Source organism: Enterobacter sp. MEB024, from assembly GCF_030209635.1.
Lineage (GTDB): Bacteria > Pseudomonadota > Gammaproteobacteria > Enterobacterales > Enterobacteriaceae > Enterobacter > Enterobacter ludwigii.
Map to the genome: position 1 here is coordinate 701,873 of NZ_JARVRQ010000002.1, position 25,393 is coordinate 727,265.

27 protein-coding genes are annotated in these 25,393 nt (G+C 50.4%); 14 read left to right on the forward strand and 13 right to left on the reverse strand.

Going from position 1 to position 25,393, the window contains the following annotated elements:
* Positions 1 to 18 precede the first annotated feature (18 nt).
* Positions 19 to 918, reverse strand: a complete 900-nt coding sequence (locus tag QRN24_RS05535) for a LysR family transcriptional regulator (protein ID WP_014170396.1) — start codon at positions 916 to 918, stop codon at positions 19 to 21.
* A gap of 266 nt (positions 919 to 1,184) precedes the next feature.
* Here QRN24_RS05535 and QRN24_RS05540 point away from each other — a divergent pair, with 266 nt between their 5' ends.
* The 3 genes from QRN24_RS05540 to QRN24_RS22800 all read left to right on the forward strand — a co-directional run bounded on the left by QRN24_RS05540 (position 1,185) and on the right by QRN24_RS22800 (position 4,533).
* Positions 1,185 to 1,949: an SDR family NAD(P)-dependent oxidoreductase gene (locus QRN24_RS05540; protein WP_284942455.1), complete on the forward strand. Its 765-nt coding sequence runs from the start codon at positions 1,185 to 1,187 to the stop codon at positions 1,947 to 1,949.
* 143 nt (positions 1,950 to 2,092) lie between these two features.
* A complete protein-coding gene (locus QRN24_RS05545; RefSeq protein ID WP_284942456.1) occupies positions 2,093 to 2,962 on the forward strand; it encodes an aldo/keto reductase in 870 nt (289 codons plus the stop codon).
* Positions 2,963 to 3,276: 314 nt separating this feature from the next.
* The gene (locus QRN24_RS22800; RefSeq protein WP_047356781.1) at positions 3,277 to 4,533 is read left to right on the forward strand and encodes a mechanosensitive ion channel family protein; all 1,257 of its coding nucleotides are present in this window, start codon (positions 3,277 to 3,279) and stop codon (positions 4,531 to 4,533) included.
* 166 nt (positions 4,534 to 4,699) lie between these two features.
* Here QRN24_RS22800 and cspE read toward each other — a convergent pair whose 3' ends face one another.
* Positions 4,700 to 4,912, reverse strand: coding sequence for a transcription antiterminator/RNA stability regulator CspE (gene cspE, locus QRN24_RS05560; protein ID WP_014170400.1), 213 nt, complete (start codon positions 4,910 to 4,912; stop codon positions 4,700 to 4,702).
* 589 nt (positions 4,913 to 5,501) lie between these two features.
* Between cspE and QRN24_RS05565 the strand changes: the two genes are divergently transcribed.
* Complete coding sequence (locus tag QRN24_RS05565; RefSeq protein WP_284942504.1) at positions 5,502 to 6,107, forward strand: transporter; 606 nt, start codon at positions 5,502 to 5,504, stop codon at positions 6,105 to 6,107.
* 77 nt (positions 6,108 to 6,184) lie between these two features.
* Here QRN24_RS05565 and QRN24_RS05570 read toward each other — a convergent pair whose 3' ends face one another.
* Both QRN24_RS05570 and QRN24_RS05575 read right to left on the reverse strand, forming a co-directional pair.
* Positions 6,185 to 6,838: a DsbA family protein gene (locus QRN24_RS05570; protein WP_138013913.1), complete on the reverse strand. Its 654-nt coding sequence runs from the start codon at positions 6,836 to 6,838 to the stop codon at positions 6,185 to 6,187.
* A 129-nt stretch (positions 6,839 to 6,967) separates the two neighbouring features.
* Positions 6,968 to 7,447, reverse strand: coding sequence for a MarR family winged helix-turn-helix transcriptional regulator (locus tag QRN24_RS05575; protein ID WP_025203961.1), 480 nt, complete (start codon positions 7,445 to 7,447; stop codon positions 6,968 to 6,970).
* 140 nt (positions 7,448 to 7,587) lie between these two features.
* Between QRN24_RS05575 and QRN24_RS05580 the strand changes: the two genes are divergently transcribed.
* The gene (locus tag QRN24_RS05580) at positions 7,588 to 8,409 is read left to right on the forward strand and encodes an alpha/beta fold hydrolase (RefSeq protein ID WP_047356786.1); all 822 of its coding nucleotides are present in this window, start codon (positions 7,588 to 7,590) and stop codon (positions 8,407 to 8,409) included.
* Positions 8,410 to 8,484: 75 nt separating this feature from the next.
* Positions 8,485 to 9,252: an alpha/beta fold hydrolase gene (locus QRN24_RS05585; protein WP_020882412.1), complete on the forward strand. Its 768-nt coding sequence runs from the start codon at positions 8,485 to 8,487 to the stop codon at positions 9,250 to 9,252.
* A gap of 105 nt (positions 9,253 to 9,357) precedes the next feature.
* Here the strand turns inward: QRN24_RS05585 and QRN24_RS05590 are convergent, their stop codons facing one another.
* Positions 9,358 to 10,299 (reverse strand): MBL fold metallo-hydrolase, encoded by a 942-nt coding sequence (locus tag QRN24_RS05590; protein ID WP_284942457.1) that lies wholly within the window; start codon positions 10,297 to 10,299, stop codon positions 9,358 to 9,360.
* Between the two features lie 174 nt (positions 10,300 to 10,473).
* Here QRN24_RS05590 and QRN24_RS05595 point away from each other — a divergent pair, with 174 nt between their 5' ends.
* Positions 10,474 to 11,370 (forward strand): helix-turn-helix transcriptional regulator, encoded by an 897-nt coding sequence (locus QRN24_RS05595; protein ID WP_284942458.1) that lies wholly within the window; start codon positions 10,474 to 10,476, stop codon positions 11,368 to 11,370.
* Positions 11,371 to 11,409: 39 nt separating this feature from the next.
* Here QRN24_RS05595 and QRN24_RS05600 read toward each other — a convergent pair whose 3' ends face one another.
* From QRN24_RS05600 to QRN24_RS05610, 3 genes are all read right to left on the reverse strand, one after another.
* Complete coding sequence (locus QRN24_RS05600) at positions 11,410 to 12,615, reverse strand: NAD(P)/FAD-dependent oxidoreductase (RefSeq protein WP_284942459.1); 1,206 nt, start codon at positions 12,613 to 12,615, stop codon at positions 11,410 to 11,412.
* A gap of 137 nt (positions 12,616 to 12,752) precedes the next feature.
* Positions 12,753 to 13,505: an SDR family oxidoreductase gene (locus QRN24_RS05605; protein WP_502875262.1), complete on the reverse strand. Its 753-nt coding sequence runs from the start codon at positions 13,503 to 13,505 to the stop codon at positions 12,753 to 12,755.
* 37 nt (positions 13,506 to 13,542) lie between these two features.
* A complete protein-coding gene (locus tag QRN24_RS05610) occupies positions 13,543 to 13,890 on the reverse strand; it encodes a MerR family transcriptional regulator (RefSeq protein ID WP_020882407.1) in 348 nt (115 codons plus the stop codon).
* A gap of 248 nt (positions 13,891 to 14,138) precedes the next feature.
* Here QRN24_RS05610 and QRN24_RS05615 point away from each other — a divergent pair, with 248 nt between their 5' ends.
* Positions 14,139 to 15,029, forward strand: a complete 891-nt coding sequence (locus QRN24_RS05615) for a GNAT family protein (protein WP_284942460.1) — start codon at positions 14,139 to 14,141, stop codon at positions 15,027 to 15,029.
* 247 nt (positions 15,030 to 15,276) lie between these two features.
* Here the strand turns inward: QRN24_RS05615 and QRN24_RS05620 are convergent, their stop codons facing one another.
* Both QRN24_RS05620 and QRN24_RS05625 read right to left on the reverse strand, forming a co-directional pair.
* Positions 15,277 to 16,479: a sensor histidine kinase gene (locus tag QRN24_RS05620; RefSeq protein WP_086532427.1), complete on the reverse strand. Its 1,203-nt coding sequence runs from the start codon at positions 16,477 to 16,479 to the stop codon at positions 15,277 to 15,279.
* A complete protein-coding gene (locus QRN24_RS05625) occupies positions 16,476 to 17,162 on the reverse strand; it encodes a response regulator (protein ID WP_020882404.1) in 687 nt (228 codons plus the stop codon). The genes QRN24_RS05620 and QRN24_RS05625 overlap by 4 nt, the downstream gene beginning before the upstream one ends.
* 105 nt (positions 17,163 to 17,267) lie before the next feature.
* Here QRN24_RS05625 and QRN24_RS05630 point away from each other — a divergent pair, with 105 nt between their 5' ends.
* Positions 17,268 to 18,044 (forward strand): MipA/OmpV family protein, encoded by a 777-nt coding sequence (locus QRN24_RS05630; RefSeq protein ID WP_284942461.1) that lies wholly within the window; start codon positions 17,268 to 17,270, stop codon positions 18,042 to 18,044.
* A 46-nt stretch (positions 18,045 to 18,090) separates the two neighbouring features.
* Here QRN24_RS05630 and QRN24_RS05635 read toward each other — a convergent pair whose 3' ends face one another.
* A complete protein-coding gene (locus QRN24_RS05635) occupies positions 18,091 to 18,969 on the reverse strand; it encodes a LysR family transcriptional regulator (protein WP_350225034.1) in 879 nt (292 codons plus the stop codon).
* A 146-nt stretch (positions 18,970 to 19,115) separates the two neighbouring features.
* Here QRN24_RS05635 and QRN24_RS05640 point away from each other — a divergent pair, with 146 nt between their 5' ends.
* From QRN24_RS05640 to QRN24_RS05650, 3 genes are all read left to right on the forward strand, one after another.
* The gene (locus tag QRN24_RS05640; protein WP_032678321.1) at positions 19,116 to 19,721 is read left to right on the forward strand and encodes an NADPH-dependent F420 reductase; all 606 of its coding nucleotides are present in this window, start codon (positions 19,116 to 19,118) and stop codon (positions 19,719 to 19,721) included.
* An 18-nt stretch (positions 19,722 to 19,739) separates the two neighbouring features.
* Positions 19,740 to 20,621 carry a helix-turn-helix domain-containing protein gene (locus tag QRN24_RS05645; protein ID WP_284942463.1) on the forward strand — a complete coding sequence of 294 codons (882 nt, stop codon included), beginning with the start codon at positions 19,740 to 19,742 and terminating at the stop codon, positions 20,619 to 20,621.
* A gap of 102 nt (positions 20,622 to 20,723) precedes the next feature.
* Positions 20,724 to 21,470: an SDR family oxidoreductase gene (locus QRN24_RS05650; protein ID WP_198922398.1), complete on the forward strand. Its 747-nt coding sequence runs from the start codon at positions 20,724 to 20,726 to the stop codon at positions 21,468 to 21,470.
* Between the two features lie 141 nt (positions 21,471 to 21,611).
* Here QRN24_RS05650 and QRN24_RS05655 read toward each other — a convergent pair whose 3' ends face one another.
* Positions 21,612 to 22,334, reverse strand: a complete 723-nt coding sequence (locus tag QRN24_RS05655; protein ID WP_020882398.1) for an SDR family oxidoreductase — start codon at positions 22,332 to 22,334, stop codon at positions 21,612 to 21,614.
* 98 nt (positions 22,335 to 22,432) lie between these two features.
* Between QRN24_RS05655 and QRN24_RS05660 the strand changes: the two genes are divergently transcribed.
* Positions 22,433 to 23,335 carry a LysR family transcriptional regulator gene (locus QRN24_RS05660; protein WP_063214319.1) on the forward strand — a complete coding sequence of 301 codons (903 nt, stop codon included), beginning with the start codon at positions 22,433 to 22,435 and terminating at the stop codon, positions 23,333 to 23,335.
* Positions 23,336 to 23,495: 160 nt separating this feature from the next.
* Here QRN24_RS05660 and QRN24_RS05665 read toward each other — a convergent pair whose 3' ends face one another.
* Positions 23,496 to 24,395 (reverse strand): LysR family transcriptional regulator, encoded by a 900-nt coding sequence (locus QRN24_RS05665; RefSeq protein WP_047955720.1) that lies wholly within the window; start codon positions 24,393 to 24,395, stop codon positions 23,496 to 23,498.
* Between the two features lie 161 nt (positions 24,396 to 24,556).
* Here QRN24_RS05665 and attM point away from each other — a divergent pair, with 161 nt between their 5' ends.
* Entirely contained in the window at positions 24,557 to 25,348 is a 792-nt protein-coding gene (gene attM / locus QRN24_RS05670) for an AttM family quorum-quenching N-acyl homoserine lactonase (RefSeq protein WP_252067984.1), read from the forward strand.
* The last annotated feature ends 45 nt before the right edge of the window (positions 25,349 to 25,393 follow it).

Here is a 25,393-nt window from a genome sequence, read left to right on the forward strand (position 1 = left end):
GCTGACAAACGTCTCTCTTCAGGGATGTTTGTAATGGCGTAGCGCGTCGACCACCAGCTGGAATGCTTTCGATAGATTTCGGTTCTCGGGATAGTAAATATAATAGCCATCCCAGTAGGGGCACCAGTCGTCGAGCACGCTAATAAGCTCCCCACGGGCAATATGCTTTTCTGCGATATCACGCGGAACATGCGCCAGGCCGTACCCTTCCACTGCAGCCTGAAGGCACTGATAGATCCGGCTAAAGACCAGCTGACCAGTGACTTTCACGTTCAGGCTTTTACCCTCTTTTTCAAATTCCCAGACGTATAAATTGCCATGCGTAGGAAACCGCAGGTTGATGCAGTTGTAATCAATCAGATCGTTAGGGTGCTGCGGCTGAGGATTGCGGGAAAAATAATCAGGTGAGCCGACCACGGCAAAACGGACATCCGGGCCAATACGCACGGAAATCATGCCGTTGGAGATCTGTTCCCCCAGACGGGTTCCTGCATCAAACCGCCCGGAAACAATATCCGTCAAGGCATAGTCATCAATCAGCTCCAGACTAATGTCAGGATATTCTTTAAGCAGCGGTTCCAGCTTCGGCCAGATAACAGACCCGATAGCATAATCTGACGTTGATATGCGCACCGTACCCGCGGGTTTGCTGTTGAGATCTTTCAAGGACTGCAAACGACCCTGAATACCATCGATGTAAGGCCCCAGGTCATCCAGCATGGACTGACCAATATCGGTTAACGCAATACTGCGCGTGGTGCGAGTCAGCAGTTTCATCCCCAGCCGAGATTCGAGGGTACGCATAGTATGGCTCAGGGCTGACTGCGATACGCCTAATTGGGCCGCAGCTTTGGTGAAGCTTTTTTCGCGCGCAACGGCAATAAAAGCCATTAAGTCATTAAGATTTTCTCGTGCCAATCTGGGCCTCTGATATCCGGAAAAAAGGGGTGGCTGATTCATCCCAATACACTGTCTCTTCAGACGAAAAGCGTTCTGGCGGTATGGCGTTCATTATAAATGACGGCCGCCTGCGCTGTACGAGAAACAGTCTATCTAATTTATGAAAATTCCTCATTACTGCATTTTGATTTAGTCAGTTTTAACAACATCACATTTCCCGCAGAATACTTTTACACAACGTGAGACGTCTTCATTGCACGTGATTCCACGATAAGAGGTATCAAATGGTTAAGTTTGATTTTAGTGGCAAGGTGGCGCTGGTCACCGGCGCGGCTTCCGGTATGGGGCTCGCGACCGTCAGGGCATTTTGCGAATCTGGCGCAACGGTGGTGATGGCAGATATTCGCGAGGATGCGTTATCTCGCGAAGCGGATGCGCTACTGGCCGAAGGGTATACCGTTAAACCCGTCGTCTGCGACGTGACTGACGAAGAGCAGGTCAGACGCATGATCGAGAATGCAGTACAGGCGTTTGGTCAGCTCGACGCCGCCTATAACAACGCCGGTATTCAGAGCCCCATTGCAGAAACCGCAGATGCCAGCGGCGAAGAGTTTGATCGCGTCAACGCGATTAACCTGCGGGGTATCTGGAACTGCATGAAATATGAGCTGCAACAAATGCGCCGTCAGAAAAGTGGCGCTATCGTTAACTGTTCGTCTCTGGGCGGGCTGGTCGGCATTGCCGGGCGCGGCGTTTATCATGCGACAAAGCATGGCGTCCTCGGGCTGACCAAAAGCGCAGCTCTGGAATATGCCGCGCGTGGAATACAGATCAACGCCGTTTGTCCCGGCATTATCCGCACGCCAATGGTCGAAAATATGCTGAACAGCGAGCCTGACGCGATGGCCGAGCTCATGAAGCTGCAGCCAATTGGTCGCCTGGGCGAGCCCGAAGAGATCGCGCGCGCCGTCTTACGGTTGTGCAGTTCCGATGCCAGCTTCGTCACCGGACAGGCTCTGGCAATTGATGGCGGTTATACGATTCAGTAATCAGATGTCATTCTGGTTTATTCCCGACAGGGTGTAGACCAGCGTTTTCAGCGATTTGAAAGAATAAAGACGATTACCACGGGTTCGTCGTGGTTCTGTTTATACTTTTGAATGGTGTCTAAACAGGGTGGAGGAACTCTTCAGTGGAATATACAGTATTAAGCAACAACCTCAGAATGCCGATGGCGGGTTTTGGTGTTTTTCAGGTCACCGATAAAGAAGAATGTAAACAGTCAGTGCTGAGCGCCATTCGTACAGGCTATCGCCTCATTGATACCGCAGCAGTGTACGGCAATGAAGACGCCGTGGGCGATGCCGTTCGTGAAGCCATCGCTGAAGGTCTGTGTACCCGCGAGGAGTTATTTATTACCTCTAAGCTGTGGGTGCAGGACATGGCAAGCTACGAGACGGCCAAAGCAGGTATTGAGGCCTCGTTAAAAAAATCGGGATTAGACTATTTCGATCTCTACTTATTGCATCAGGCAATGCGCGATTATTTCAGCGCGTGGCGGGCTTTGGAAGATGCGTATGATGCCGGAAAGCTAAAAGCGATTGGCGTGTCTAATTTCTACGCCCACGTGCTCACCAACTTCTGTGAAACGGTCAGAATTAAGCCCATGGTAAATCAGGTGGAATTACACCCTTACTTTGCGCAATCTGACGCGCTCGAGACCATGAAATATTACAACGTTCAGCCAGAAGCCTGGGCACCACTTGGCGGCGGAAGGCACAAACCGTACGAAAATGAAATGCTCAAGGGGATTGCCGAAGCGCATCAAAAAACCATCGCTCAGATCATTCTGCGCTGGAATGTGCAACGTGGCGTTACCGTCATTCCTAAATCCACGCACCAGAACCGGATTGAAGAGAACCTGGCTATCTGGGACTTCTCCCTGAGCGATGCCGAAATGGCGCAAATCAGTTCGCTCGACTTAGGCTATGTTGGCGATGCGGTTAAACACTTTAACCCTGAGTTTGTTCGCGGGTGTCTGGGTGTAAAAATCCGCGACTAAGCGCGACGCGGCGTGCCACCCTCTTCCACTTCTGCAGAGAATGTAATGCCCCTCTCCCTGCTTCGGTACCGAACAGGGAGAGGATATATGTTTTAGCGATCCAAATGCTGAAGGTGGGCATCGTCTGCTTTTATTGCCTGGAACGGTTCTGGAAATAAAGTTACCGACCGAAACAAAATAGGTCTGTGCGACTTAGGATTCAGGCCGTGGACTTGTCTGTACCGGATATGCCATTATATGATTTGGTTAAATCTTTGTATTTATCTTTTGAATAAGGTTAATACAAAATGGCATACTTATTCAGGCGATAAGCGATGGTGTACTTGGATTATTTATTAACATTTATAGAAAGCAATCCGGCTCTGGCCATTGGATTTAATCTTATTCTGTTGGTCATCTCAGGTTTCTTTGCGCACCTGATGTGCAAATTCCTGCTCATAAAAATCGTTCGTAAAGTCTTCTTTGCCAGCCATAAACAGGATGTCCCGCTGGAAAAAGATCGCCGCATAGCCGAAAAGCTGTCGAATTTCATTCCGGTTATTATCGTTTATTACGTCCTGCAGTTTATGCCCAATATGCCTGCATCGCTGGTGACGGCAATAAATACCATTTGTGGGATTTTATTCTTTATTTTTCTGTCGGTTTTCTTCAATGAGATGCTGGATATTGTCAACAGCTCATATTTACGCAAGACGAAGCGTAAAAATCACTCTATCAAAGGCTATATTCAGATAGGGAAAATATTTATTCACGTCATTGCCGCGATCATGATCCTTGCCGTCATGTCGAATAAATCCCCCGCGATTATTATTTCCAGCCTCGGGGCCGTGGCGGCCGTGCTGATGTTAGTCTTTCAGCATACCCTGCTTTCGCTCGTTGCCAATATCCAGCTTTCGTCAAATGACGTTCTGCAGTTGGGGGACTGGATTGAAATGCCCGATAAAAACCTGAGTGGCGAAGTGACCGACATTGCGCTGCACACCATTACTATCCGTAACTGGGATAACACGATCTCGCGTATCCCGACCAAAAACTTTCTGACCGAAACGTATACCAACTGGCAGGCCATGTTTTCGTCAGGCGCACGCCGGATTATGCGCAGCACCACGATCGATCAGCACTCCGTTACATTTCTCACGCAGGAAACGCTGGCCCCGATGCTGGCCCTGCGCGGCACGAATGAACCGCTGGCAAAACTCATCGACGGGCGTGACCCCATGGGCATACCGGACAGTTGGTTTATGGATAATGGCCTGACAAATTTAACGCTCTTTCGGCACTACCTGATGGCCTGGCTCGCCGATCGGCCTGATATTATCAAAGATATGTATATTGTGGTGAGAACGCTGAAGCCTACGCCGTCGGGTATTCCCCTGGAAATTTATTGCTTTACCTCTTCCGTACTGTGGATGGAGTATGAAAATACTCAGTCAGCGATATTTGAATACATCACCGCTGTCGCCGGTCAGTTCTCGCTCCGCTTATATCAGTATCCGGCAGGACATGATTTCTGGCGTTTATCACAGGAACACAGCCTTCGGGACCGCACTCCACCTCCGGGTGAAGGTTAAGCTTTTTTGAAAACAGGCCGGTAACACGGAATAATAGACAGCCAATCACCATCCTGAAGCCATAAAAAAACCCGCCGAGTGCGGGTTTTTTTATTATCGGTGAAGCTTAACTGCTCAGACTCGCGTCTTCATCGCTATCGTAAGGCTCACCGACAATGTGCGCGACTTACAGCGGAGAAACGTTACCCGCTGCTGGGCCTTTAGCGCCATTTTCAATGGTGAAGGACACTTTCTGGCCTTCATCAAGAGATTTGTAGCTGTCGCTCTGAATAGCAGAGAAATGTACGAATACATCTTTGCTGCCGTCGTCAGGAGTGATAAAGCCAAAACCTTTATCAGAGTTAAACCATTTTACTAAACCAGTCATTTTATTAGACATAGATAATTCCTTATTTTTTGAGCCACTAAGCGCGGCGATGATGGCCTGTATTTAGAGAGTAACTTATTTGGCACTTAGGAGGAGGCTCACGAAGAAGAGTATCTATTGATAACACCTGAACTGAGGACTGCTTTACTAAACTGCTTTAATAAGGTCTGTATTCCAAACCGATGACGCTATTTAGGCACAGAAAAATTTTTTAAGCAAAGTTTTTATTTTTTATTATAACCACTTAAACACCCGGACGGCTGAATGGCTATGGAAATTAAGGCGCTGGCGCAGCGTATTCACGCCCTGTTTAGCTAAAGCATACCGCCCCTTTTGAGGGTGGATACCCGTCTGATGATGGGTCATCGTATGCGCGTGACTGCTCAACCAGAGGCTGATCTCGTGTGGCATGGGGTTACATCGCGCAGACGACTTACCACCTGGATTTCTGATGCAAGGCTGAAGTCTGATGTGAAAAGGTAATACGCCCTCGCTAAGTAGCTCATAATGCTTAAAATTCATGCCTATAGCGCACAAAGTGAAATAGATTTTCGTTCGAAGCCACTTATCATAGGTGTTTTGAATGAAAGTGGTGGTGTTAATGTCTGTGCTCAAAAGCTTTTTCTTCTTTCTCTTCGCGTCAGCAGCCTGCACTGTGCCCGTGCTTTGCCTGTGGGCGGATATCTATTTATTTAATCTGGATATACCGGAGATATCGCTGACCGAAATTGTGCAGGAAACAGTTTTAGGGGGCATCGTATTTATACACTTCCTGCTGGCGAAGAAATGGGCATTCATGCGCTATTGCAACATCCTGATTGGCGGCTTTTTCCTCTCCATGCTGATTAGAGAACTGGATGCATTTTTCGATCTTCTGGCTCACGGAAGTTGGGTATGGTTTGCACTGCTTTCCGCCGTTTGTGCTTTGCTTTATCCCGTTATCCATTATCGTCTTACCCTTACGCAACTGACAGACTATACCCGTACCCCGTGGTACGGCGTGATGCTCAGTGGTCTGTTGGCAGTCCTGGTCTTCTCCCGGCTGTTTGGAATGCACGGGTTATGGTACGCGATACTTGATCAAAGCTACGTCAGGGTGGTCAAAAATGTCGTGGAGGAAGGCAGCGAGTCATTCGGGTATATGCTCTGCCTTACAGCATCTGTAGGGTACTACTGCTCTTTCCGGTCGCTCCCCCGCCAGAAATGATTCTGGTATTCGGAGGAGAGATAAACACCACTGGTAAACGAAGCACCGGGGTGTAAAACCGGAAACCTCGATGTGGGCTATGCAAGCTTTGCCAGCGCCTCGCTGATGCTTTTTGCTCCGCCGTAAAGATCGTGGCCGCTAATAATGTGCTCAGTGCTGTCAACCGTAACCAACAGCAGTGGAACCCCTCTGAAACCTTTTTGATTCATAAGACGCTTTACGTCAGCGATCCTGTCGTCTGTCAGGCTGCGAAGCCCGTCATCGGCATCAAGCCGCCCGACAAAGTCGTTAAGGTCAAGGTTATTTTCCCGAGCCCAGGCAATGCCGATCTCTTCCACTACGTTACTTTGCGCGGTATCACGCCCCAGTACATAGCGGGCATGTTGCAGTGCACGAAGCAGCCCTGCTTCTGCCGCCGGGCTGATTTCATGGAAAGCCGTGAGTGCCCGGTTCATAAACGTCGAATCAAAGCGCGCACCTGAGTTCAGGAGCTGGTGATAACGCTCACTGAATGGCTGGCCGGTCAGCGAAGCAATCCGCTGATCGTTTGTCCACGCATAGTCTGCCCATTGGGGGGTGATGTCCCTGGCTCCCTCATCACAAAATAGACCACTGGGCATTAACGTGAGTTTTTCGCTGTAATGTTGCGCCAGGTAGTTCAGGGCAGGCGAGCTGGCATAGCACCAGCCGCAAAGTGGGTCAAAAAAATACTGTAGATTGTCAATGCGCATGCGGTATCCCCTGGTAAGCATCAGCGCTCATCATAATGAGATTCCTCAATGCGAAAAACAGCCCTCCAGTAAATTCAGTGTTTCATAGAGCGGACGAATGGACAGAATGTCCCTGTCCGCCCCCCTCAATCAGGATAGGTCATCGGCGTCCGGTTTCTGCGCACGGTGGATCTTGTCACGGATCTTATCAACTGATGCTTTGATGTCAGCAATGATGTCGGCATCCATCCCAAGGGTATCCACGATACAGCGCGTGATAGTGCTGGTCTCGCTTTTCAGCGCCTCACCCTTCTCCGTTAGGTGGATAAGCACTTCGCGCTCATCCTTCGGATTGCGTGTCCGGGTGATCAACCCCGCAGTCTCCAGCCGTTTCAGTAAAGGGGTCAGCGTGCTGGACTCAAGAAAAAGAATTCCACTCAGTTCCTTCACTGTTCGCCCATCCTGATTCCACAAGGTGACCATCACCAGATACTGGGGATAGGTCAGGCCAAGCTTATCGAGCATGGGACGATAGAGCTGGGTAAAAGCATGTCCCGCTGAGTAAAGAGAGAAACAGAGCATACCGTGCACATCGGGCAGGGAATCCTCGGAAGTAGTGTGTTTAGTCATATGTCCTCCAGTCCCCCTAAAATAATTTGCATACGATTTAATTGCAAGCGATTGACAAAGGCAAAAAGGGCTGCCATATTCATTTGCACACAAACAAGTCGCACACAAACTAATAGCACAACACATGACAGGAGAACGAAATGACAACTTTCACCACCACAGACGGAACAGGCATTTTCTACAAAGACTGGGGTTCAGGCCAGCCTATCCTCTTCGCTCATGGATGGCCGTTATCGTCTGATGCCTGGGATCAGCAGATGCTGTTTTTCAGCCAGAAGGGTTTCCGGGTCATCGCACACGACCGTCGCAGCCACGGGCGTTCGGACCAGACTTTCCACGGCAACAATATGGATCAGTATGCGGACGATCTCGCTGAGCTGATTGAGGCGCTGGATCTGAAGGATCTGATTTTAGTGGGTCACTCAACAGGGGGCGGCGAAGTTGCACATTATATCGGTCGTCATGGTACCTCACGTGTGGCTAAAGTCGTTCTGGTCGGCGCAGTCCCTCCTCTGATGCTCCGGACGGATGCCAATCCTGACGGCACCCCGATGGAGGTGTTTGATGCCATCCGCGAAGGCACGGCCAAAAACCGCTCACAGTTTTTCTTCGACCTGACGGTTCCGTTCTATGGCTTCAACCGTGACCATGTCCCCACCAATGACGGGTTGCGGGAAAACTTCCGCAGAATCGGCCTGCAGGGCGGTATTAAGGGGCAATATGACTGCATCCATGAGTTCTCTGAAGTCGATTACACACACGACCTGCAACAGATTGATCGCCCTACCCTGATTATTCATGGCGACGACGACCAGATTGTCCCCATTAAGGCATCCGCACACCGCGCCGCTGAGATCGTCGCGAATGCGACGCTGACGATATATGCCGGCGGTTCACATGGACTGGCGGAGACAGAAGCCGATCGCTTTAACGCTGACGTACTGGCCTTTATTCGCAGCTAACAAGGTGGCCTGTTCCAGACAGGCCGCAACCATCATACGCATAGCCTTTAAACTGAATCGAAAAGAGGAACGATCATGTCCAAATTTGCTGCCTCCCTTGCCGTTGCCACCGTTTTGCTGTCTGCCAGCGCTATCGCAGAAACCGCTAAGCCGACTGTTGTCCTGGTTCATGGTGCCTTTGCCGACTCTTCTAGCTGGAATGGCGTTACCCAAATCCTGCAAAAGGACGGGTATAACGTCGTCGCTGCGGCGAATCCGCTGCGCAGTGTTTCGACTGATGCGGCTTACGTCTCTTCCGTGGTGAACAATATTAAGGGACCGGTCGTCCTTGTCGGCCATTCCTATGGTGGCCAGGTCATTACGAACGCGGCCCGTGATACAAACAATGTGAAATCGCTGGTGTATGTCGCCGCATTTGCTCCGGATGCCGGTGAAGCGGCGGCCGACCTGGCCGGAAAATTCCCTGGCGGCACGCTTGGCCAGGCGCTCGCCGCACCGGTGAAACTGGCTGATGGTAGCGTCGATCTCTCCATCGACCAGGCGAAGTTCCACCAGCAATTCGCACATGACGTTTCAGCTAAAGAGGCGGCGCTGATGGCCGCAGGGCAAAGGCCGATTACCGAAGCGGCTTTAACTGAAAAGTCAGGTGCGCCTGCCTGGAAAAAACTGCCCTCTTACTTCATTTACGGTGACGGCGACAAAAATATCCCCGCCCAGGGTTTGCGATTCATGGCTGAACGCGCGGGCTCAAAACACACCGTGGTGATCAAGGGCGCATCCCATGTCGTGATGGTTTCTCATCCGCAGGACGTTGCCACACTTATTGAGGAAGCGGCGAAGTAAACATCGCTCTCCCCCTGAACGCCATCCCTCGTCTGAGGGATGGCCGTATTAGTAATGCCTCTTATGTTCCTGCCGGTATCCGTGAAAATGACGTCAGCGGTATTCTTAATAATCCCAGGGACCCGGAATGCAACGGAACGTATCGCCGTCGACAGCAACATGGCAGACAGACGGGAATGAGAGATGAGTAGCGATCAATGACTCCCTGTTATCTGCCAGTTCCTGCAGCAGACGAATGCGAATCTGTGCCGCTTCTTCGGGATAATGGTCGAAACCATTGAACCAGTCAGGATGTTCAAACCCAACCTGGAAAATAGCATCGCCGACAAAGGTGAGTCGTTCCCCCTCAGAGGCCAGCCTTACCACGCTGTGTCCGGGAGTATGCCCGCCTGTACGAACGACACGCACGCCGGGAGCAACCTCGTATTCCTCTTCGAATGTGTGCAGTTGAGTCTGGTACGCTTGCAAAAATTGGGTAGCGGTTTGGCGCAGTGCTTCCGGGAAACCAGGCGGCATGGAAACCTGTGAAAAATCGGGGTCACGCCAAAATTCCACCTCAGCAGCAGCGACATGAATGCGAAGGTCTGACCGCATGCGCGCTTTCACCCCCTCAATAAGCAGCCCACCAACGTGATCCATATGCAGATGCGTGATAATCACATCCGTGACGCTGGCAAGATCTATCCCCGCTGACGCCAGGCGGTTAACCGTTCGCCCGGCACGGGGTAAATCAGGGAAAGCCTCCCCCATCCCTGCATCAACCAGGATCGTCCGGTCACCGCTATGCACGAGAACCACATTTAATGCCCAGTCGAGAAAATCGGCAGGCAGAAACTTATCTTCAAACCAGTGGGTACGTTCGGAGGCCTCCGCGTTATGACCCAACATGGGTCCAGGTAATGACAACACGCCGTCACTGATCACCAGAACATCAATCTTACCGACCTGTAGTGCATAACGTGATGGCACCTTTTCATAAACGGCTTCCACATGCGAGGTACCATTAACAGATGCTAACGACGCTGCATCATTCTTAGATATCGCCATATTTCCTCCAGACAACATAATTAATCGATATAAGGGTATACACACCGTAGAAATGACTTTTTCCCCTCTGTTATTTCCCATCATCAAAAATAAACATGCAGACAGAACACAATGAAACAGGGTTAAAACATCGCTATACTCTTATGATGCCCACTGTTATTAACAGGTATACTCATGAAAAATCATGACATTCCTCTTGACGATGCCGTTCATAAAATGGCTCAGGTATTAAAGAACCGACCTGAATTAGGCATAGACAGTGGAGATGCGCTGCAAATTCGCTGTTATCACTGGCCGCATGGGCCATTGCATGAAACTATCCCGCCACTCGATCAACATGTGATTATTGCTCACGTTGGACATATGCAGCGTGTTGAGCGAAAAACAGAAAATAAAATCGTTAAAAACACGATCCGGAAAGGCGCCATCACGACAATTCCTCAGGGAAGTACATCTCGCTGGGATATTGCTGGTCTTGTAGATGTTATGCATTTATATATTCCTGATAATATTTTCGCCGATCTTCTGAATCAAATGGAGATACCCACTGCAGAGTTAATCTTACGCACAGCGCATTTTGATGAGACGGCATCAAAAATTACGCTGGCCGTTGCGGAAATCATTTCGGACAATAACAAAATTAACCAACTGCTCTGCGAGCACTTAACACTGTCATTAATATTACAGTTAATAAAAAACCACTCCAACACGCTGACAGCCGCAGGCCAGTCGCAAGGAGTATTGTCTTCGCGCGCATTAAAAATGGCGCTGGAAAAACTGGATAACAGCCCGATAGGTGATGTCACGATTAAATCACTGGCCCTTGAGCTGGGAGTTTCCTCAGCTCATTTCTGCCGTGCCTTTAAAAACAGTACCGGCTTAACCCCGTACGGGTGGCTTAAGCAGCGCGTAATGGAACGCGCTTTCCACGAGTTACAACACTCCGATAAACTGATTACAGAAATTGCCATTGAAAGCGGCTATGGCTCGCAAAATGCATTTACCCAGGCCTTCAGAAAAATAACAGGCTTGACCCCCGGTCAATGGCGTGAAAAAAAGAACACGCGTTGATGCTGCCAGCCGCCAGGCAGCATCAATAGAGATGGCCTGTTACGGAACAATAATATAATCAGGGTTAGCAACAGAAAACATTTTCTCTCTGTCGGGTTCTGGCGGATAGATCCACTGAGTATTAATTTCCTGCTTTATTTTTTTCGCTTCCATGCCCTGGTACATAACCTGATGATCCCAGCCTTCCGTGTAAACCGCCCCCCATTTGCCCAGATCAAGACAGGTAACATATTTTGGCTGGCTGTAAGGATGCAGCGGTAATCCCAGTATTTCTGCTGCCGCGTTATGACCGGCGACGCGCCCCAGGCTCATCGCATGCTGGCAGGACATGACGTTATAATTACCTTCATCATCCGTAGGGACTTTTACGGTATCGCCGGTAACGAAGATACCCCTGGCGGCAGGTGCCCGCAGATACGCATCCCCAATAACACGGCCCAGATTATCGTGGTCGCCCGGGATGAGCCCGGCTAACGCGCTGGCCCGCATTCCCGCCGTCCATATCACCGTTTTGCTGGGGATAAATTCATCGTCCGAAAGCATCACCCCCTCAGCGTTGATTGCGCGCACTCTGACGCCCGTTCGCACAGTCACGCCATTACTGGCCAGCGCCTGATTGATGATCTCACAGGCATCCTCGCCCATCGCCAGACCAATTTTGTTCGAACTGTCCACAATAATAACCTGCAAATGGCGCTCCGAACCCAAGAGGTCTCTGAGGCGTTCCGGCATTTCAGTGGCGGTCTCAAGCCCGGTCAGGCCCCCACCGGCGACAACAACAGTATTTCGTGCGACAGAATCAGGCTCTGAAGCTAACGACATGAGGTGTTGCTCCAGTTCATGAGCAGCATTCAATGAGTTCACGTCAAAACTGTATTCCGTGATCCCCGGCAGTTCAGGGTGAAATGCCTGGCTTCCGGTGGCCAGCACAAAACTGTCAAAATTAACTGAGGTTTCGCCACTCTCTTTTTTTACCGTGATAGTTTTATTTTCTGCATCAATACCGGTGACATAACCGGCAATATAGTGCACACCCGCAGCCTCAAGAACATGCAGAATAGAGGGTGCCATATTTTCAAGTACGGCTTCATACAATCTTGGACGAATGGTTAATGCAGGTTCCGGTGAAACCAAAAAAATCTCAATCCGATCATTTGCCTTTTCCATATGTACCAGCCTTGCTGCTGAAATGGCGGCCCACATACCTGCAAAACCCGAACCGGCAATAATAATACGTTTTTTCATAGCGATACCTGTTAACAGCGGATGATGAAAATGTCGTTACCGCACCAAGAGTAGTGAAAGTCAAACCTGCCTGCTCTAGCAAAATTGATGTGCTTTAATCAAATTTGATGTTTTTTTTATCAGCGCTGCACGCGCCGCTAAATTTGCCCCATCCCGCCATCGACAGACAGGTCGATACCCGAAATAAAACTGCTTTCATCCGATGCAAGAAACAGCGCTGCCGCGGCCACCTCGTCAGGTTTGCCTAAACGACCTAACGGAATACGACTTGCGATGCTGGCGTCAAAAATCTCGCGATCGCTCAGGGAAACGCCCATTTTACTGATAATCGGTGTGGCGACGGGTCCTGGGCTCAGGCAATTCACGCGGATCCCACGGCCTTTAAGGTCGGTCGTCCAGCTGCGGGCAAAAGATCGCAGCGCGGCTTTTGAGGCGGCATAGATATTGTGTCCATCGAACCCTTTATAATGCGCAATGGAGGACGTTAATATTATCGAGCCACCGTCGGACATTAACGGGAGGGCCTGTTGCACGGTGAAAAACGTCCCTTTTACGTTGATATCAAACTGCGTATTAAAATCATCTTCGGTGGAGGCCGGGAAATCGGAAAGCACAATAACGCCGGCATTTGCAAACATCACATCCAGCTTGCCGTACTTTTCGTTAATAATGCGAAACAGGTTTTCATGGCTTCGTATGTCACCGATATCATGTTTTATTGACAGTGCATTATCGTCACCGAGCTCATTCATCGCCTGCTGCAGGGTTTCTGCATTCCTGCCAGTGATAATCACCTTTGCACCTTCTTCACTAAACCGTTTAGCCGTGGCCAGCCCGATACCGCTACTGCCTCCGGTAATTAACGCGACTTTATTGTCTAACTGTTTCATGATGATATTTCCTGTTATTACTGCTCAGACAGAGCGATCACTCGTAGGCGTGAATACGCGTGGCAAGTGTATTTCTGCGTTCATTAAGTAATTCGATAAGCGTGTCCAGTGCCCGAAGTTTTTCTCTGTGCTGCGCCAGACACTGGATAAAACGCGCATCATCCATGTCGCTTACCTGAGAAAACTTTTCCAGCTCTGCAATCTGTCGGGTACTGAACCCACATTTTAAAAGCGAGATTATCCATCTCACTTTCTCGACGTCTTTCGCGTCGTAATTCCGATAACCGTTGTCCAACCGCTGAGAAACAATCAGTCCTTTAGCTTCATAATGTCTTAGCACTCGGGTGCTGACGCCAGTGAGCGCCGCCAGTTCAGATGGTCGCATACCTTTCTCCTCGTCATAGATGCACTCTACAACATTGACACTAGTGTCAATGTAAAGAGCATAGCGTTAGCTGGAATGTAAGCAGATATTTCCTGAGACAGGCAAAATTAACTCCGCCAACGAAGATTGCAGCAATCTTGATTTTGCCTTGACCGTTTATTGATTAACGGTCGGGATAATCAGCCTGTTCAGACAGAACTGCCCGGCGCTGACAGCGCCCTCTGATGAGATTGCAAGGAGAAACAATAATGGGCTTCAGACATTCGCTTTTTGGATGGGAACGTTCAAACTTCACGCATTACCAGGCGGCTTATTATAAGTACGGCGGCAGTGTTAATACTCACCCCGACATTATCAATTTCTTTATGCAGAAGAAGGAAAAAGATTTCGCATTCTGGCATTACCGACGCGATGGTGAGATCACCGCAGCGTACTTTACCAGTGATGAAAATACCTTCGGCCTGAATGTCTGGCGCGATTACCCGGTATCTTATGATGAAATTATTATCCCCATGGCTGCCGATCAAAAAATCGTTCTGCCAGTAAAAACAAACCGGCTGTCTTCATCGCTGCGTGGGAATATAATAAATGCCACCTATGCTTTTCGTGAAAAACGTAAGGTTTGCCTGATTAAAACGTCTTTCTCAGGTAAAACGGTGAAAAAAAGAAATGGAGAGCTAAAAAAAATGCTGGCTGCGGGCGGAGAATGCATACCGCTCAGAGAGATGTCACCGGCGGATATTGCTGATATTTACGTGCATCTTTTCAGGCTGCGTTTTGCTGACAGCGTCAGATGCTATAACAGGAAAAACATCACTGAACTGTTAACCGCCCTGCCACATATGGTCACCGGCAATGTACTTTTCTTTGAAGGTGCCCCCGTTGCGATAGATCTCGTACTGTGTGCCCGTAGTGAAAAAAGCCTGTATTTTGATGTTCCTAACGGAGGGATTGACCCGTCGATCACCGCATTCAGCCCAGGAAGTCTGCTCATGTGGAAAAATATTGTTGATGCACGAGAAGTGTGTCGCAATGAAAATAAGGCAATGCAATTTTCAATCGGATTGTACGATAAAAAATGGGACTATAAACTGCTTTGGGCCGAAACCCAGCCTACAGGTAAATCATTGGTTCTTTGAACTGTATTCGCCGCCCTGCCCTCAACAATTATTTATCTCCTTTCGGCGCATCCAATAAAACAATAATGATAACCTGAAATATGACAATCACCGGTGCGATGTACAGTAAAAAACATCCACATCGTACCATTTTACGAAAGGCAGAAAGCAGAGAGAGAAGTAATTCAGGTGACATGGTAAACCCCCGTTTACCATGTATTTAAACTCAATTTTTACAAGATTCAGTTCACCCTTTGTTAAGGAACCGTCAATGCTGTTCCTTTTCGCTTAGCGGTATCGTCATCGTAAACGATAGCCCTCCGCTGGCATTCCGTTCTGCAAAGACAGTACCGCGATGCGCCTCGCATATCGCTCGGGCAATAGAGAGCCCAAGCCCGGACCCACCGGTATGTCGTGAACGGGACTGCTCCTCACGCACAAACGGTGAAAATATGGTTTCAAGCAGTGCGTCCGGGACTGCCGGACCGTTGTCGCGGAAAATAACAGATATCTTTTTATCGCTGACATGATAACGAATATCCAGGATGCCCCCTTCCGCAGCGTAGCGCAGAGCATTGTCCATCAGGATCAAAAAGACCTGGCCTATCCGGTACGGATCAACCCGACAGGTCACAGATTCCCCCTCATGGTAGATAATGTTCACTCCCACCCTTTGGGCTGAAGGCATCGTCCATGCCACTTTCTCACGGATTATCTGGTCCAGGCTGGTTGATACCAGGCTCAAATTCAGCTGGTTGGCATCAGCCAGTTTTAACAGATGCAGATCGTCAACCAGTCTGTTTAAATCATTCATCTGCTGCATGATCATGTTCAACTGGGCCTGACTGGGTTCAAATACGCCGTCCATAATGCCCTGCAGGCGACCGATGGCAGCCGTCAGCGGCGAGCGCAATTCATGTGCCATGATCACATGCGATTTTTTCAAATCTTTCTCGTAGCGTTCCAGCTGCATCGACATCCCGTTAAAGTTCTCGCTGAGGCTTCGCAATTCAAGCGGCAGATTGTCCGGGACGGGCACGCGGGTCCCAAACCCGCCTTCAGCAACAGACCGTGCCGCACCGGCAAGCCGGCTAATATGATGGGATATGGGGCGCGCTGTTTTCAGCGTAAGCATAAAAATAATCGGTATGAATATCAGAACCAGGATGCCAAGAATGACCCAGTCCTTAATCCCCATCGTCGGATCTGAGTAGGACAGCCCATACCAGGTGTCGATAATTTCATGATAGCGGTTGATGTTCTGTTCAGGGTGCTTGCTCAGAACTGAGAGTTCAGCCCTGACGGCCTCTGGCATCCGGTAGGCGTGCCATTTGTTTTCAACAAAAAATCGCACCCACATAAAAAAGGCAATAAGAATAATACTTCCGACTGCCAGGGATATCAGCCGCTTGCATATCCAGTTCCACAGCGTACTCGGTTCGCCTCGTGGAGATAACGTAAACTTTTTCATGCATTTGCAAATCGGTAACCGATCCCTCTTACGTTTATCAGCAAATCAGTCTGCCCCGCTGACTCGAGTTTTTTTCGCAAGTTATAGATATGCGTGTCCACAACGCGCTCCAGGGCTTCACTTTCTGGGAGACACGCTTCAAGAAGCGCCTGACGGGTGAAAGCCTTATTCGGTGACTTAAGAAATGTCATCAGCAGCAGCAGTTCCGTCGGCGTTAAATCCAGCGCTGTCCGTTGCCCGTTCTCGCTCTCAACGCTTACCGTCATGGACTCTGTATCTGCCTGCAGTCCCCGGTACTCAATAAGCGTGCTGCTGCGCTCGCCGGAATAACGACGAAGTACAGCATGGACTCTGGCGACCACCTCACCCGGGTTATAGGGCTTCACCACATAGTCATCCGCGCCAAATCGCAGGGCACTGATTTTGTCGCTGCCGTCGCGGATGGCGGTGATCATAATCACGGGAATATCACTGCGCCGGCGCAGGGCCAGCAGAACATCGTTCCCGCTCATGCCGGGCAACATCACATCCAGCAAAATAATGTCGGGCTTCCAGCTGAATGCCAGTTCAAGCCCCCGGTTACCGCTGCTGGCCGATGAGGTCTGAAACTGATCGCGCTTAAGGTAAGCCTCAAGCACATTCGCGGCATCCAAATCGTCTTCAATAATTAAAACACGTTTCACATTCGCACCTTGATGGAATCTTGATTAAATCTTGCAGGAATATTGATTGACCGCCCGCATACTCCGCAATTCATAGATATAAGCATAATTCATTCAGGAAGTTTTATGAAGGAAATAAAAATCGCCTTAGTAACACTCATCGCAGCATCGTTCGCTTCACAGGCATCATCAGATAAAAAAGCATCTTATGTCACGATTGGCGTGGGTTCACAATATGCGCCTGAATATACCGGCTCGAATAAATATGATGTCAATACGCTGCCGTATTTCGGATGGACTTACGATGACTGGTCCGTCAATACTGACAAAGGTATCGTCTATTCCCATCAGTTCAGTAATGGCGTTTACCTAGGGCAAGCTCTGGGGTATTCCCTTGGCCGCACGGATAGCGGAAACGCCTGGCTTCAGGAAGGCTCTGATAAACTTAAAGGTATGGGTAAGATTAATACCGTAATGAATACCACCACCACGGCAGGATGGTGGATGGCACCCTGGATAGGCTTTGAGGGAAATATTACGGCACCGCTGACGGAAAGCCAGGGAATGCAATATAAAATTAAACTTAATGTCGTTCTTTTTGCTAACGACACAGATACTCTGCTAATCAGTACCGAAAGAAAATACGGCGACGCACGGTATAATAATACCTGGTTTGGGGTGAATGAAAACCAGAGTAACCATTCCGGATATAGGTCTTTCAACGCGGATAGCGGATTAAACAGTGTGAATTACGATATTAACTGGCAACACACATTTAATGATAACTGGTCCGGCTATGCGGATTTAGGGTATATCACGCTTGCAGACCGTGTAAGCAGCAGCCCCATTGTGCAAAAGGATGAATATCTTCTCTTTACCGTCGGGGCATTTTATACATTCTGATGCAGGATATCGGTTATCTGGTGCTCTGACCGCCAGATAACCTGGTTTACTGCGTTTTAAGCTTATTAATAAACCAGCGTCCGGCTGGCCCTGGAGGATATTGCGTCATATGTACCGCATGCATGGAAAAACCAGGGCCAACATCGGGCTGCATCTCCAGGTTCAGGATAACCAGTCTGCCATTAGCAAGATCGTCCTCAACCATAGGCAAAGGCATATAACCCCAACCGAGGCCCGCACGCAAGAATGCATGTTTTGCCCCCATGTCACCCAAACGCCACGTCTTAGCCGACATCACGCCAAAGTTGCGCCCCGCCGTGAGTGATGAGCGGTCAGCCAATACAAGCTGCACAGCGTTCTCCATAACCGGCCGAAGAATTGGGCCAGCCATTTTAGCCAAAGGATGATCGGGTGAGACCACAGCTACGGCAGGAACACTGAGCAGGAACTCAGAGGCACACCCGGTCGGAACATCCGGTAGCGAGCCGATAATCGCGACCCGACAGTTGCCGGCCAGCAACGGCTGAAGTACCGCCCCCAGCGCCTCAACATAAAGACGCAACGGTGTGCCGGGAAAGGCCACATGAAATTCCTTCACGACTGCGGTCAGGACCTCTATCGGAAACATCACATCCACAGACACGGCGAGTTCGGGTTCCAGGCCTTCTGCCAGGATACGCGCCTTAGCCTTAAACGCGTCCATTCCCGCAAGCGTATGGCGTGCGGCCTCCAGTAAGGCTGCCCCCGCCTCCGTCAGTTTCGGGTAACGTCCCGTTCGCACAAATAAAGGAAAGCCTACCTGAGATTCCAGATTTGCCAGCGTAGCGCTAACGACGGACTGCGCCCGGCGAAGTTTGCGACCTGCGGCCGAGAAACTGCCTTCATCAACCGCAGCAATGAAAGTACGCAGTTGATCAATCGACATACCATCCAGCATGTATCGTTCCTTTAGATGTATACCATCTAATTATATAGGCTACACAGATAGATTGGTGAGCACTATTCTCCTTTCATGTTCTTAAGCAACCTAGCCAAACACATCAACGCATCTGTTCATTTAAGGAATAAACTATGAAAACAAATACTGTCGGCATTATTGGTGCAGGCGCTATCGGACAAGCCTTTGCCCACCAGCTGGTCAACGCAGGCGTGAATGTCATCCTCAGTAACAGTCGTGGCCCGGACAGCCTGGCTGAAGTGATTGAGGCATTAGGCGACAAAGCTCGCGCCGGAACGGTACAACAGGCTGCCGAAGCCGAAATCGTTTTTATAAGTACCAACTGGAACAGAACCGAGGCCGCATTAAGTGGGGTGAACTGGGAGGGTCGTATTCTGATTGACGCGACTAACCCGGTACTTTTGCCGGGCTACACCCTTGCAGATCTGGGGGGTAAAAATTCATCCCAGCGCGTTTCAGAATGGGCAGCGGGAGCCCGGGTCGTCAAAGCCTTCAACACGCTTCTGGCAAACGTTCTTGCGCAAGATCCGTCCCAATCTGGCGGGCGCCGCGTGGTCTTTATCTCCGGCGACCACGCTGATGCAAAAGCAGACGTTGAAGAATTAGCCACCCGAATGGGCTTCGCCAGTATAGACTTAGGGAGTCTTGAGATTGGGGGATATCTGCAACAATTCCCGGGTGGTCCCCTTCCCGCGCTAAACCTTGTGAAACTGGCTTAAGAGACGTTATTGACGAATATGGCTCAACGTACTTCCGCTGAATCATTCGAAGCGTACATTCCGGGCGAATTGCTCAAGGAACATCGGGCACAATCTTCCCGGGATGTCTTCATTCAAATTCTGGCGCGCCGGCAGAGACAGGACAACGTTATTATCCCGGCTGTGCCAGAGCCCTTTATTGTCTGGATACTCTCTGGACGGGCCGTCGTGGAAGAACGGCCTCTGGGCGGAGAGTGGTCAGAAAACCACGTTACCGCAGGTGATTTTTTTCTCACGACCGACACCTCTCCGACAGAGATGAGATGGCAAGCCGAGCCAGACTACCCTTTCATCGTTATGCACGTCTATATTGGTGTGTCCATGATGCAGGATATTGAGCTGCGGGAAGTGTCGGGCGAACGCGATGAAACACTGTCAGCCCTGCTGGAACTTATGCGCGCAGAGCTTTATTTTCAGCACCCACCCAGTGGACCTTACATCCAGGGTATCGCTCAAGCCCTTGCCGTACATCTCTCCCGTGCTTACCGGACATCGGCAAAGCGACACCACGGCGGGTTGCAGGCATATAAATTACACCGGGTATTTAAGGCGATGCATGAAGAGCTGGCTCACCCCTTTGACTTAGCACGTCTGGCTGGCCTTGCCGAGCTTAGCGAATTCCATTTCAGCCGGGTCTTTAAACAGTCTACCGGGCTTTCGCCTTCCCATTATTTTATCCGCTTGCGAATGGAAGCGGCGCGCCGCCTGTTGTCCGAGACAGAGGATTCGATGATCAGCATTGCCCTGACCGTGGGCTACAACAGCCCCAGCCATTTTGCTGCCATATTCCGCAAGCACACCGGTATTTCGCCCTCTCAGTATCGCCACGAAAATATGCGTAGCAAAACACCGACAGTGTGAGCAAACCACCGCGCGAAGAGAGTGCCTTTTGCAGACATGATTGACCCGAACTTCAGATGTTCTTTGCTGAAGCGCTGAAACAAACGCATAAGAGGATCAATCATGGAACTCAACGGTAAATCAGCCATCGTGACCGGTGCATCAAGCGGTATCGGCGCAGCCACCGCCATTAAATTGGCCAGAGAGGGGGTCAAAGTGGGACTCGCGGCCCGCCGCCGGGATCGTCTCAAGGCGCTGGTGTCAGAAATCAAGACCTTCGGCGGAGAAGCCATTGCGCTGGAAATGGATGTGACTGACCAGGCGTCAGTCTTCGACGGCGTGAAGAAACTGCACGACGCCTATGGCCACATTGATATCGCCTTTAACAATGCCGGACTCATGCCCATTTCAGACATCGCCAGTCTCAAACTGGAGGAGTGGCATCGTATGGTTGATGTCAATATTAAGGGCTTAATGAACACGGTTGCCGCGGTACTACCGGTGATGCAAGCGCAAAAGTCAGGGCATATCATCAATACTTCCTCGATTGCGGGCAGAAAAACGTTCGCTGGACTCGGGGTATATTGCGCGACGAAACATGCGGTAGCCGCATTTTCAGATGTATTACGCATGGAGCTTTCGTCTCAATACAATATTCGCGTAACCTCACTTCAGCCAGGCGCGGTTGAAAGTGAATTATTCGAGCACATTACTGACGAAAACTACCGTGCACAGATGGAAAACCTGAAGGAACACATGACGTTCCTGAAGTCAGAGGATATTGCTGATTCCATCCTTTATGTGCTGCGCGCGCCGGACCATGTCGACGTGGCAGAATTGTTCATCATGCCCACAGAGCAGCAGTGGTAAGTTTGTCATGCGGGCCAAACCGGTTGTCTGGCCCGCGTTATGACCTTTTCAATACACATACAATTTTCACCCTGCACTCTGTGACGCGACAAAAAAAGCTGCCTTACAGGCAGCTTTCGTGGTGAATATGCGTTAGCCAGTTCAGTTCGCAGACGCGGTAGGTCGAATCGTGATTTCTGTTGTATCAACATTTTCAGGCGCTTCAATCACTTGCCGAACAGCGCGGGCAATATCAGCCGGCTGGAGTGCAATGGAACGGTATACCTCCATTGCCGCCTGCGTTTCCGGATGAGTAATGGTCGAGGCAAGTTCGCTTTCCACCACACCGGGGTTGACGCAGGTGACACGGATGCTGGCGCTTTCCTGTCGCAAGCCATCTGAAATCGCCCGAACGGCGAACTTTGTGGCGCAATAGACGGCGGCTGTCGGCACCACAGAGAGAGCACCGATAGAGCCAATATTGATTATCTGACCGGAGCCCTGCGCTTCCATGGTGGGAAGCACGGCGCCAATCCCCCATAGCACGCCCTTGATATTCACATCAATGGTACGTTCCCATTCATCATATTTACCCGCTGCCAGCGGAGAAAGGGGCATTATTCCCGCGTTGTTGATCAGAACGTCTATACGCCCCCACGTAGTCAGTGCCGCCTGCACGAAATCAGACATCGACTGGCGATTTGTGACATCCAGCTCGCAGGCTTCCGCATGCCCGCCTGTACTGCGGATTTCTGCAGCGATAGCTTCAATACAATCTTTCCTGCGTGCCCCAAGTAATAACTTCGCGCCTGCATTGCCAAGCTCTCGTGCAATACCCTCTCCGATACCGCTGGATGCACCGGTGATCAAGATGACTTTATCCATGATTTACTCCTTCAGTTGAGTTCAGAGGGATAATAGAACGAGGGTATTGTTTCGTGTATCCTGCCACTGGTGTACACACTGGTTAGCAAACCTGAACAATGAAAATCGACCTTAATCTTTTACCTCTGTTTCTGGCTGTCGCAGAGGAACGTAGCTTCAGCGCTGCCGCCGAACGTCTTGGCGTGACGCGATCGGCGGTCAGCCAGGGGATCAGACGCCTGGAGGATACGTTCGGGACCCTGCTTGTCATGCGCACCACGCGTTCGGTAAACCTGACTGAAGCGGGAGAACGGCTGCGAAAATCGTTGTCCGTACCGCTATCAACGATTGACGCGGCGTGCGAAGACGTTCTCTCTGACAACGGGCCGCGAGGGCATCTGAAAATTGCTGTCACCTCAATTGCAGAAGAATTTCTTTCAGGCCCTCTGCTCGCGTCCTTTGCAGCCGCTAACCCTGCCGTCACCATCGATATCGTCGTGTCGGATGACGAATTTGATATCGTGGCAGCGGGCTTTGATGCCGGCGTAAGGCTCGGTGACGTGATCGAAAAAGACATGATTGCTGTCCCTCTGACGGGACAGCAACGGGAAGTGGTGGTGGCATCACCAACGTATCTGGCGGCCCACAGCGCACCGCGCCATCCGCGAGAGCTTATCCGCCATCGCTGTATCGGCTGGCGCCCATCGCCAGACGTCGCGCCCTATCGCTGGGAATTTGAGGAAGCGGGAATACCTTTCGACGTGGCGGTTGAACCGCATATCACCACCAACGATCTCCGTCTCATGCTCAGGCTCGCGCTTGCGGGGGGAGGAATTACCTTTGCAACCTATGAAACGTTCAGGCCATTTATTGAAAAAGGACAGCTTGTTTCATTACTGGATGATTTTCTTCCGCCTTTTCCTGGGTTTTATCTGTATTTCCCGCAACGTCGAAATATGGCCCCCAAGCTGCGGGCTCTGATTGAACACGTCAGGCAGTGGGGGAAGACGTCACTGCAGTAGTTTCAAACCCGCGCAGAATATTTAGCTTCCGGAGAGTTGCCGCGCCGTAGCAGCGAATGACGCATGCTCGACTGGGCAAGCCATTAACCGGGGTGTACCTCAGGCAGGCAAGAAATTTTGTTCAACGTTCATCTAACAGCCTCGTATTCCAGCTTGAGAACTATGGCTGCCCTTTTGTTACCGAGCGCGTAAGGCTTGTGCGAAGTTCGTTTTCAAGGAAAGCGACACATGCTCGTGTTTCAGCGGAGATGATATTAGCCGGGGGATAAAGTAGATATGCAGGGAATGAAGGAACAAGGTAGTCGGGTAACACAGGTACGAGATGCCCGTCGGCAATCTCCTGTCGGCAAACCGGAGACTGCAATACCCCGATTGCCTTTCCTGCCAGAAGCACAGTACGTAACGGCCGCCAGTGGCTGGAAGTGAATGTTATTCTCACAGGGACGGTGAGTAATGCGTTGTCAGGCGCGATCAGCGTCACATGGTTATTCATAAACAGGCCCGAAACACGAGCAAACGCATGTCGGGCGAGCTCATCCGGTGTACGGGGCATATCATAACGCTGCAAATATTCGGGAGAGGCCACCAGCAACCGCGCAATTTTCCCCAACGGGCGGGCAACATAATATCCTTCCCCCGCCTCACCAAGACGTAGCGAGATATCCACACCTTCGGTGACCGGGTCCGTCACTCTGTCACTGAGCACCAGATCTATGTTTATGCCCGGATAGGCCAATTGCAGTTTAAGCAGGGCGGGCATAAGTAACTCTTCCCCGGCACCATAGGGTGCGGCAATGCGCAGGGTTCCACTAATTGCCTCACCATTATCCGCGATTGCCAGCGCATGGTCAGCCGCTGCAACGGCGCTTTTGCTCCGTTCATAGAACAGCGTCCCGCTATTGGTGAGAGACATTCGGCGCGTGTGACGTCGCAGCAGGCGGGTATTAAGATGAGCTTCCAGACGCTCTATCCTTTCACTGACCGCCGGCTGTCCGATGCCGAGATCGCGCGCAGCGGCAGACATGCTTCCGCGCTCAACCACCCGAATGAAAATACGCATTGCCGTAAGTAAATCCATTCACTGATTATATTGGTAAAACCGATAAATGAAAGTGGTCCCGCCCCTCTACTGCCAGGCCCTTCTGTTAATGAAAATCTGTGCGTCCACGGCTGTTCTAGCTATGGCGTACAGAAGATTTCATTTTTTACGGGAAAAGAAGCATGTCAGATATCAGGCTTTATATGTTCCAGTCGGGCTATCAGCGTTGTAAATATCACGATATCAGGATGAATCAGGGTGAAGGCGCCGACTACATTATACCTGTCCCCTGGTTTTTACTGACGCATCCGCAGGGGAATGTTGTTATTGACGGTGGTCTTGCAGTGGAAGGGCTGAAGGATCCCCGCGCCTACTGGGGACCGACTGTTGACCAGTATCAACCCATCATGGATACAAACCAGGGCTGTAGAAGACAACTGGCAAATCTCGGAATAAGGCCAGAATCGGTGCGTTATGTTTTACTCTCCCACCTCCACTCTGACCATACCGGCGCGATTGGCCGCTTTCCTGAAGCCACTCATCTTGTACAGCGTGCTGAGTACGACTATGCCTTTTCACCGGACTGGTTTACCGCCGGGGCCTACTGTCGGAAAGATTTTCATCGCGAAGGTCTCAAATGGCAGTTTCTGGCAGGAGATGCCGATGACGGTTTTGATCTGTATGGCGACGGCGTTCTGAAAATCATTTACACGCCAGGCCACTCCCCGGGTCATCAATCTTTTGTCGTCTCCCTGCCGAGTGGAAAATCATTCACCCTGGCGATAGATGCTGCCTATACGCTTGACCATTTTCAGGATAAGGCCCTGCCTGGCTTGATGACATCGGCCAGTGAGGTGGCACGATCGGTGGCAAAACTAAGAGTGGTTACCCAGATGCATAATGCGGAAATTATTCCCGGGCACGATCCTGATATCTGGCCGCGTTATGCGATGAAGACGGAAGGCTATAACTGATACGAACGGTGATAGTGACTATACCTCTTCCCTGAGGCGATAACT

Coding starts and splice junctions, on each gene's coding strand:
- QRN24_RS05620 (WP_086532427.1), bottom strand. CDS start 16,479: ATGAAAAAGTTTACGTTATCTCCACGAGGCGAACCGAGTACGCTGTGG.
- QRN24_RS05650 (WP_198922398.1), top strand. CDS start 20,724: ATGGAACTCAACGGTAAATCAGCCATCGTGACCGGTGCATCAAGCGGT.
- QRN24_RS05630 (WP_284942461.1), top strand. CDS start 17,268: ATGAAGGAAATAAAAATCGCCTTAGTAACACTCATCGCAGCATCGTTC.
- QRN24_RS05605 (WP_502875262.1), bottom strand. CDS start 13,505: ATGAAACAGTTAGACAATAAAGTCGCGTTAATTACCGGAGGCAGTAGC.
- cspE (WP_014170400.1), bottom strand. CDS start 4,912: ATGTCTAATAAAATGACTGGTTTAGTAAAATGGTTTAACTCTGATAAA.
- QRN24_RS05585 (WP_020882412.1), top strand. CDS start 8,485: ATGTCCAAATTTGCTGCCTCCCTTGCCGTTGCCACCGTTTTGCTGTCT.
- QRN24_RS05540 (WP_284942455.1), top strand. CDS start 1,185: ATGGTTAAGTTTGATTTTAGTGGCAAGGTGGCGCTGGTCACCGGCGCG.
- QRN24_RS05635 (WP_350225034.1), bottom strand. CDS start 18,969: ATGTCGATTGATCAACTGCGTACTTTCATTGCTGCGGTTGATGAAGGC.
- QRN24_RS05595 (WP_284942458.1), top strand. CDS start 10,474: ATGAAAAATCATGACATTCCTCTTGACGATGCCGTTCATAAAATGGCT.
- QRN24_RS05660 (WP_063214319.1), top strand. CDS start 22,433: ATGAAAATCGACCTTAATCTTTTACCTCTGTTTCTGGCTGTCGCAGAG.
- QRN24_RS05655 (WP_020882398.1), bottom strand. CDS start 22,334: ATGGATAAAGTCATCTTGATCACCGGTGCATCCAGCGGTATCGGAGAG.
- QRN24_RS05640 (WP_032678321.1), top strand. CDS start 19,116: ATGAAAACAAATACTGTCGGCATTATTGGTGCAGGCGCTATCGGACAA.
- QRN24_RS05580 (WP_047356786.1), top strand. CDS start 7,588: ATGACAACTTTCACCACCACAGACGGAACAGGCATTTTCTACAAAGAC.
- QRN24_RS05645 (WP_284942463.1), top strand. CDS start 19,740: ATGGCTCAACGTACTTCCGCTGAATCATTCGAAGCGTACATTCCGGGC.
- QRN24_RS05615 (WP_284942460.1), top strand. CDS start 14,139: ATGGGCTTCAGACATTCGCTTTTTGGATGGGAACGTTCAAACTTCACG.
- QRN24_RS05665 (WP_047955720.1), bottom strand. CDS start 24,395: ATGCGTATTTTCATTCGGGTGGTTGAGCGCGGAAGCATGTCTGCCGCT.
- QRN24_RS05570 (WP_138013913.1), bottom strand. CDS start 6,838: ATGCGCATTGACAATCTACAGTATTTTTTTGACCCACTTTGCGGCTGG.
- QRN24_RS22800 (WP_047356781.1), top strand. CDS start 3,277: ATGGTGTACTTGGATTATTTATTAACATTTATAGAAAGCAATCCGGCT.
- QRN24_RS05565 (WP_284942504.1), top strand. CDS start 5,502: ATGTCTGTGCTCAAAAGCTTTTTCTTCTTTCTCTTCGCGTCAGCAGCC.
- QRN24_RS05610 (WP_020882407.1), bottom strand. CDS start 13,890: ATGCGACCATCTGAACTGGCGGCGCTCACTGGCGTCAGCACCCGAGTG.
- QRN24_RS05600 (WP_284942459.1), bottom strand. CDS start 12,615: ATGAAAAAACGTATTATTATTGCCGGTTCGGGTTTTGCAGGTATGTGG.
- attM (WP_252067984.1), top strand. CDS start 24,557: ATGTCAGATATCAGGCTTTATATGTTCCAGTCGGGCTATCAGCGTTGT.
- QRN24_RS05575 (WP_025203961.1), bottom strand. CDS start 7,447: ATGACTAAACACACTACTTCCGAGGATTCCCTGCCCGATGTGCACGGT.
- QRN24_RS05590 (WP_284942457.1), bottom strand. CDS start 10,299: ATGGCGATATCTAAGAATGATGCAGCGTCGTTAGCATCTGTTAATGGT.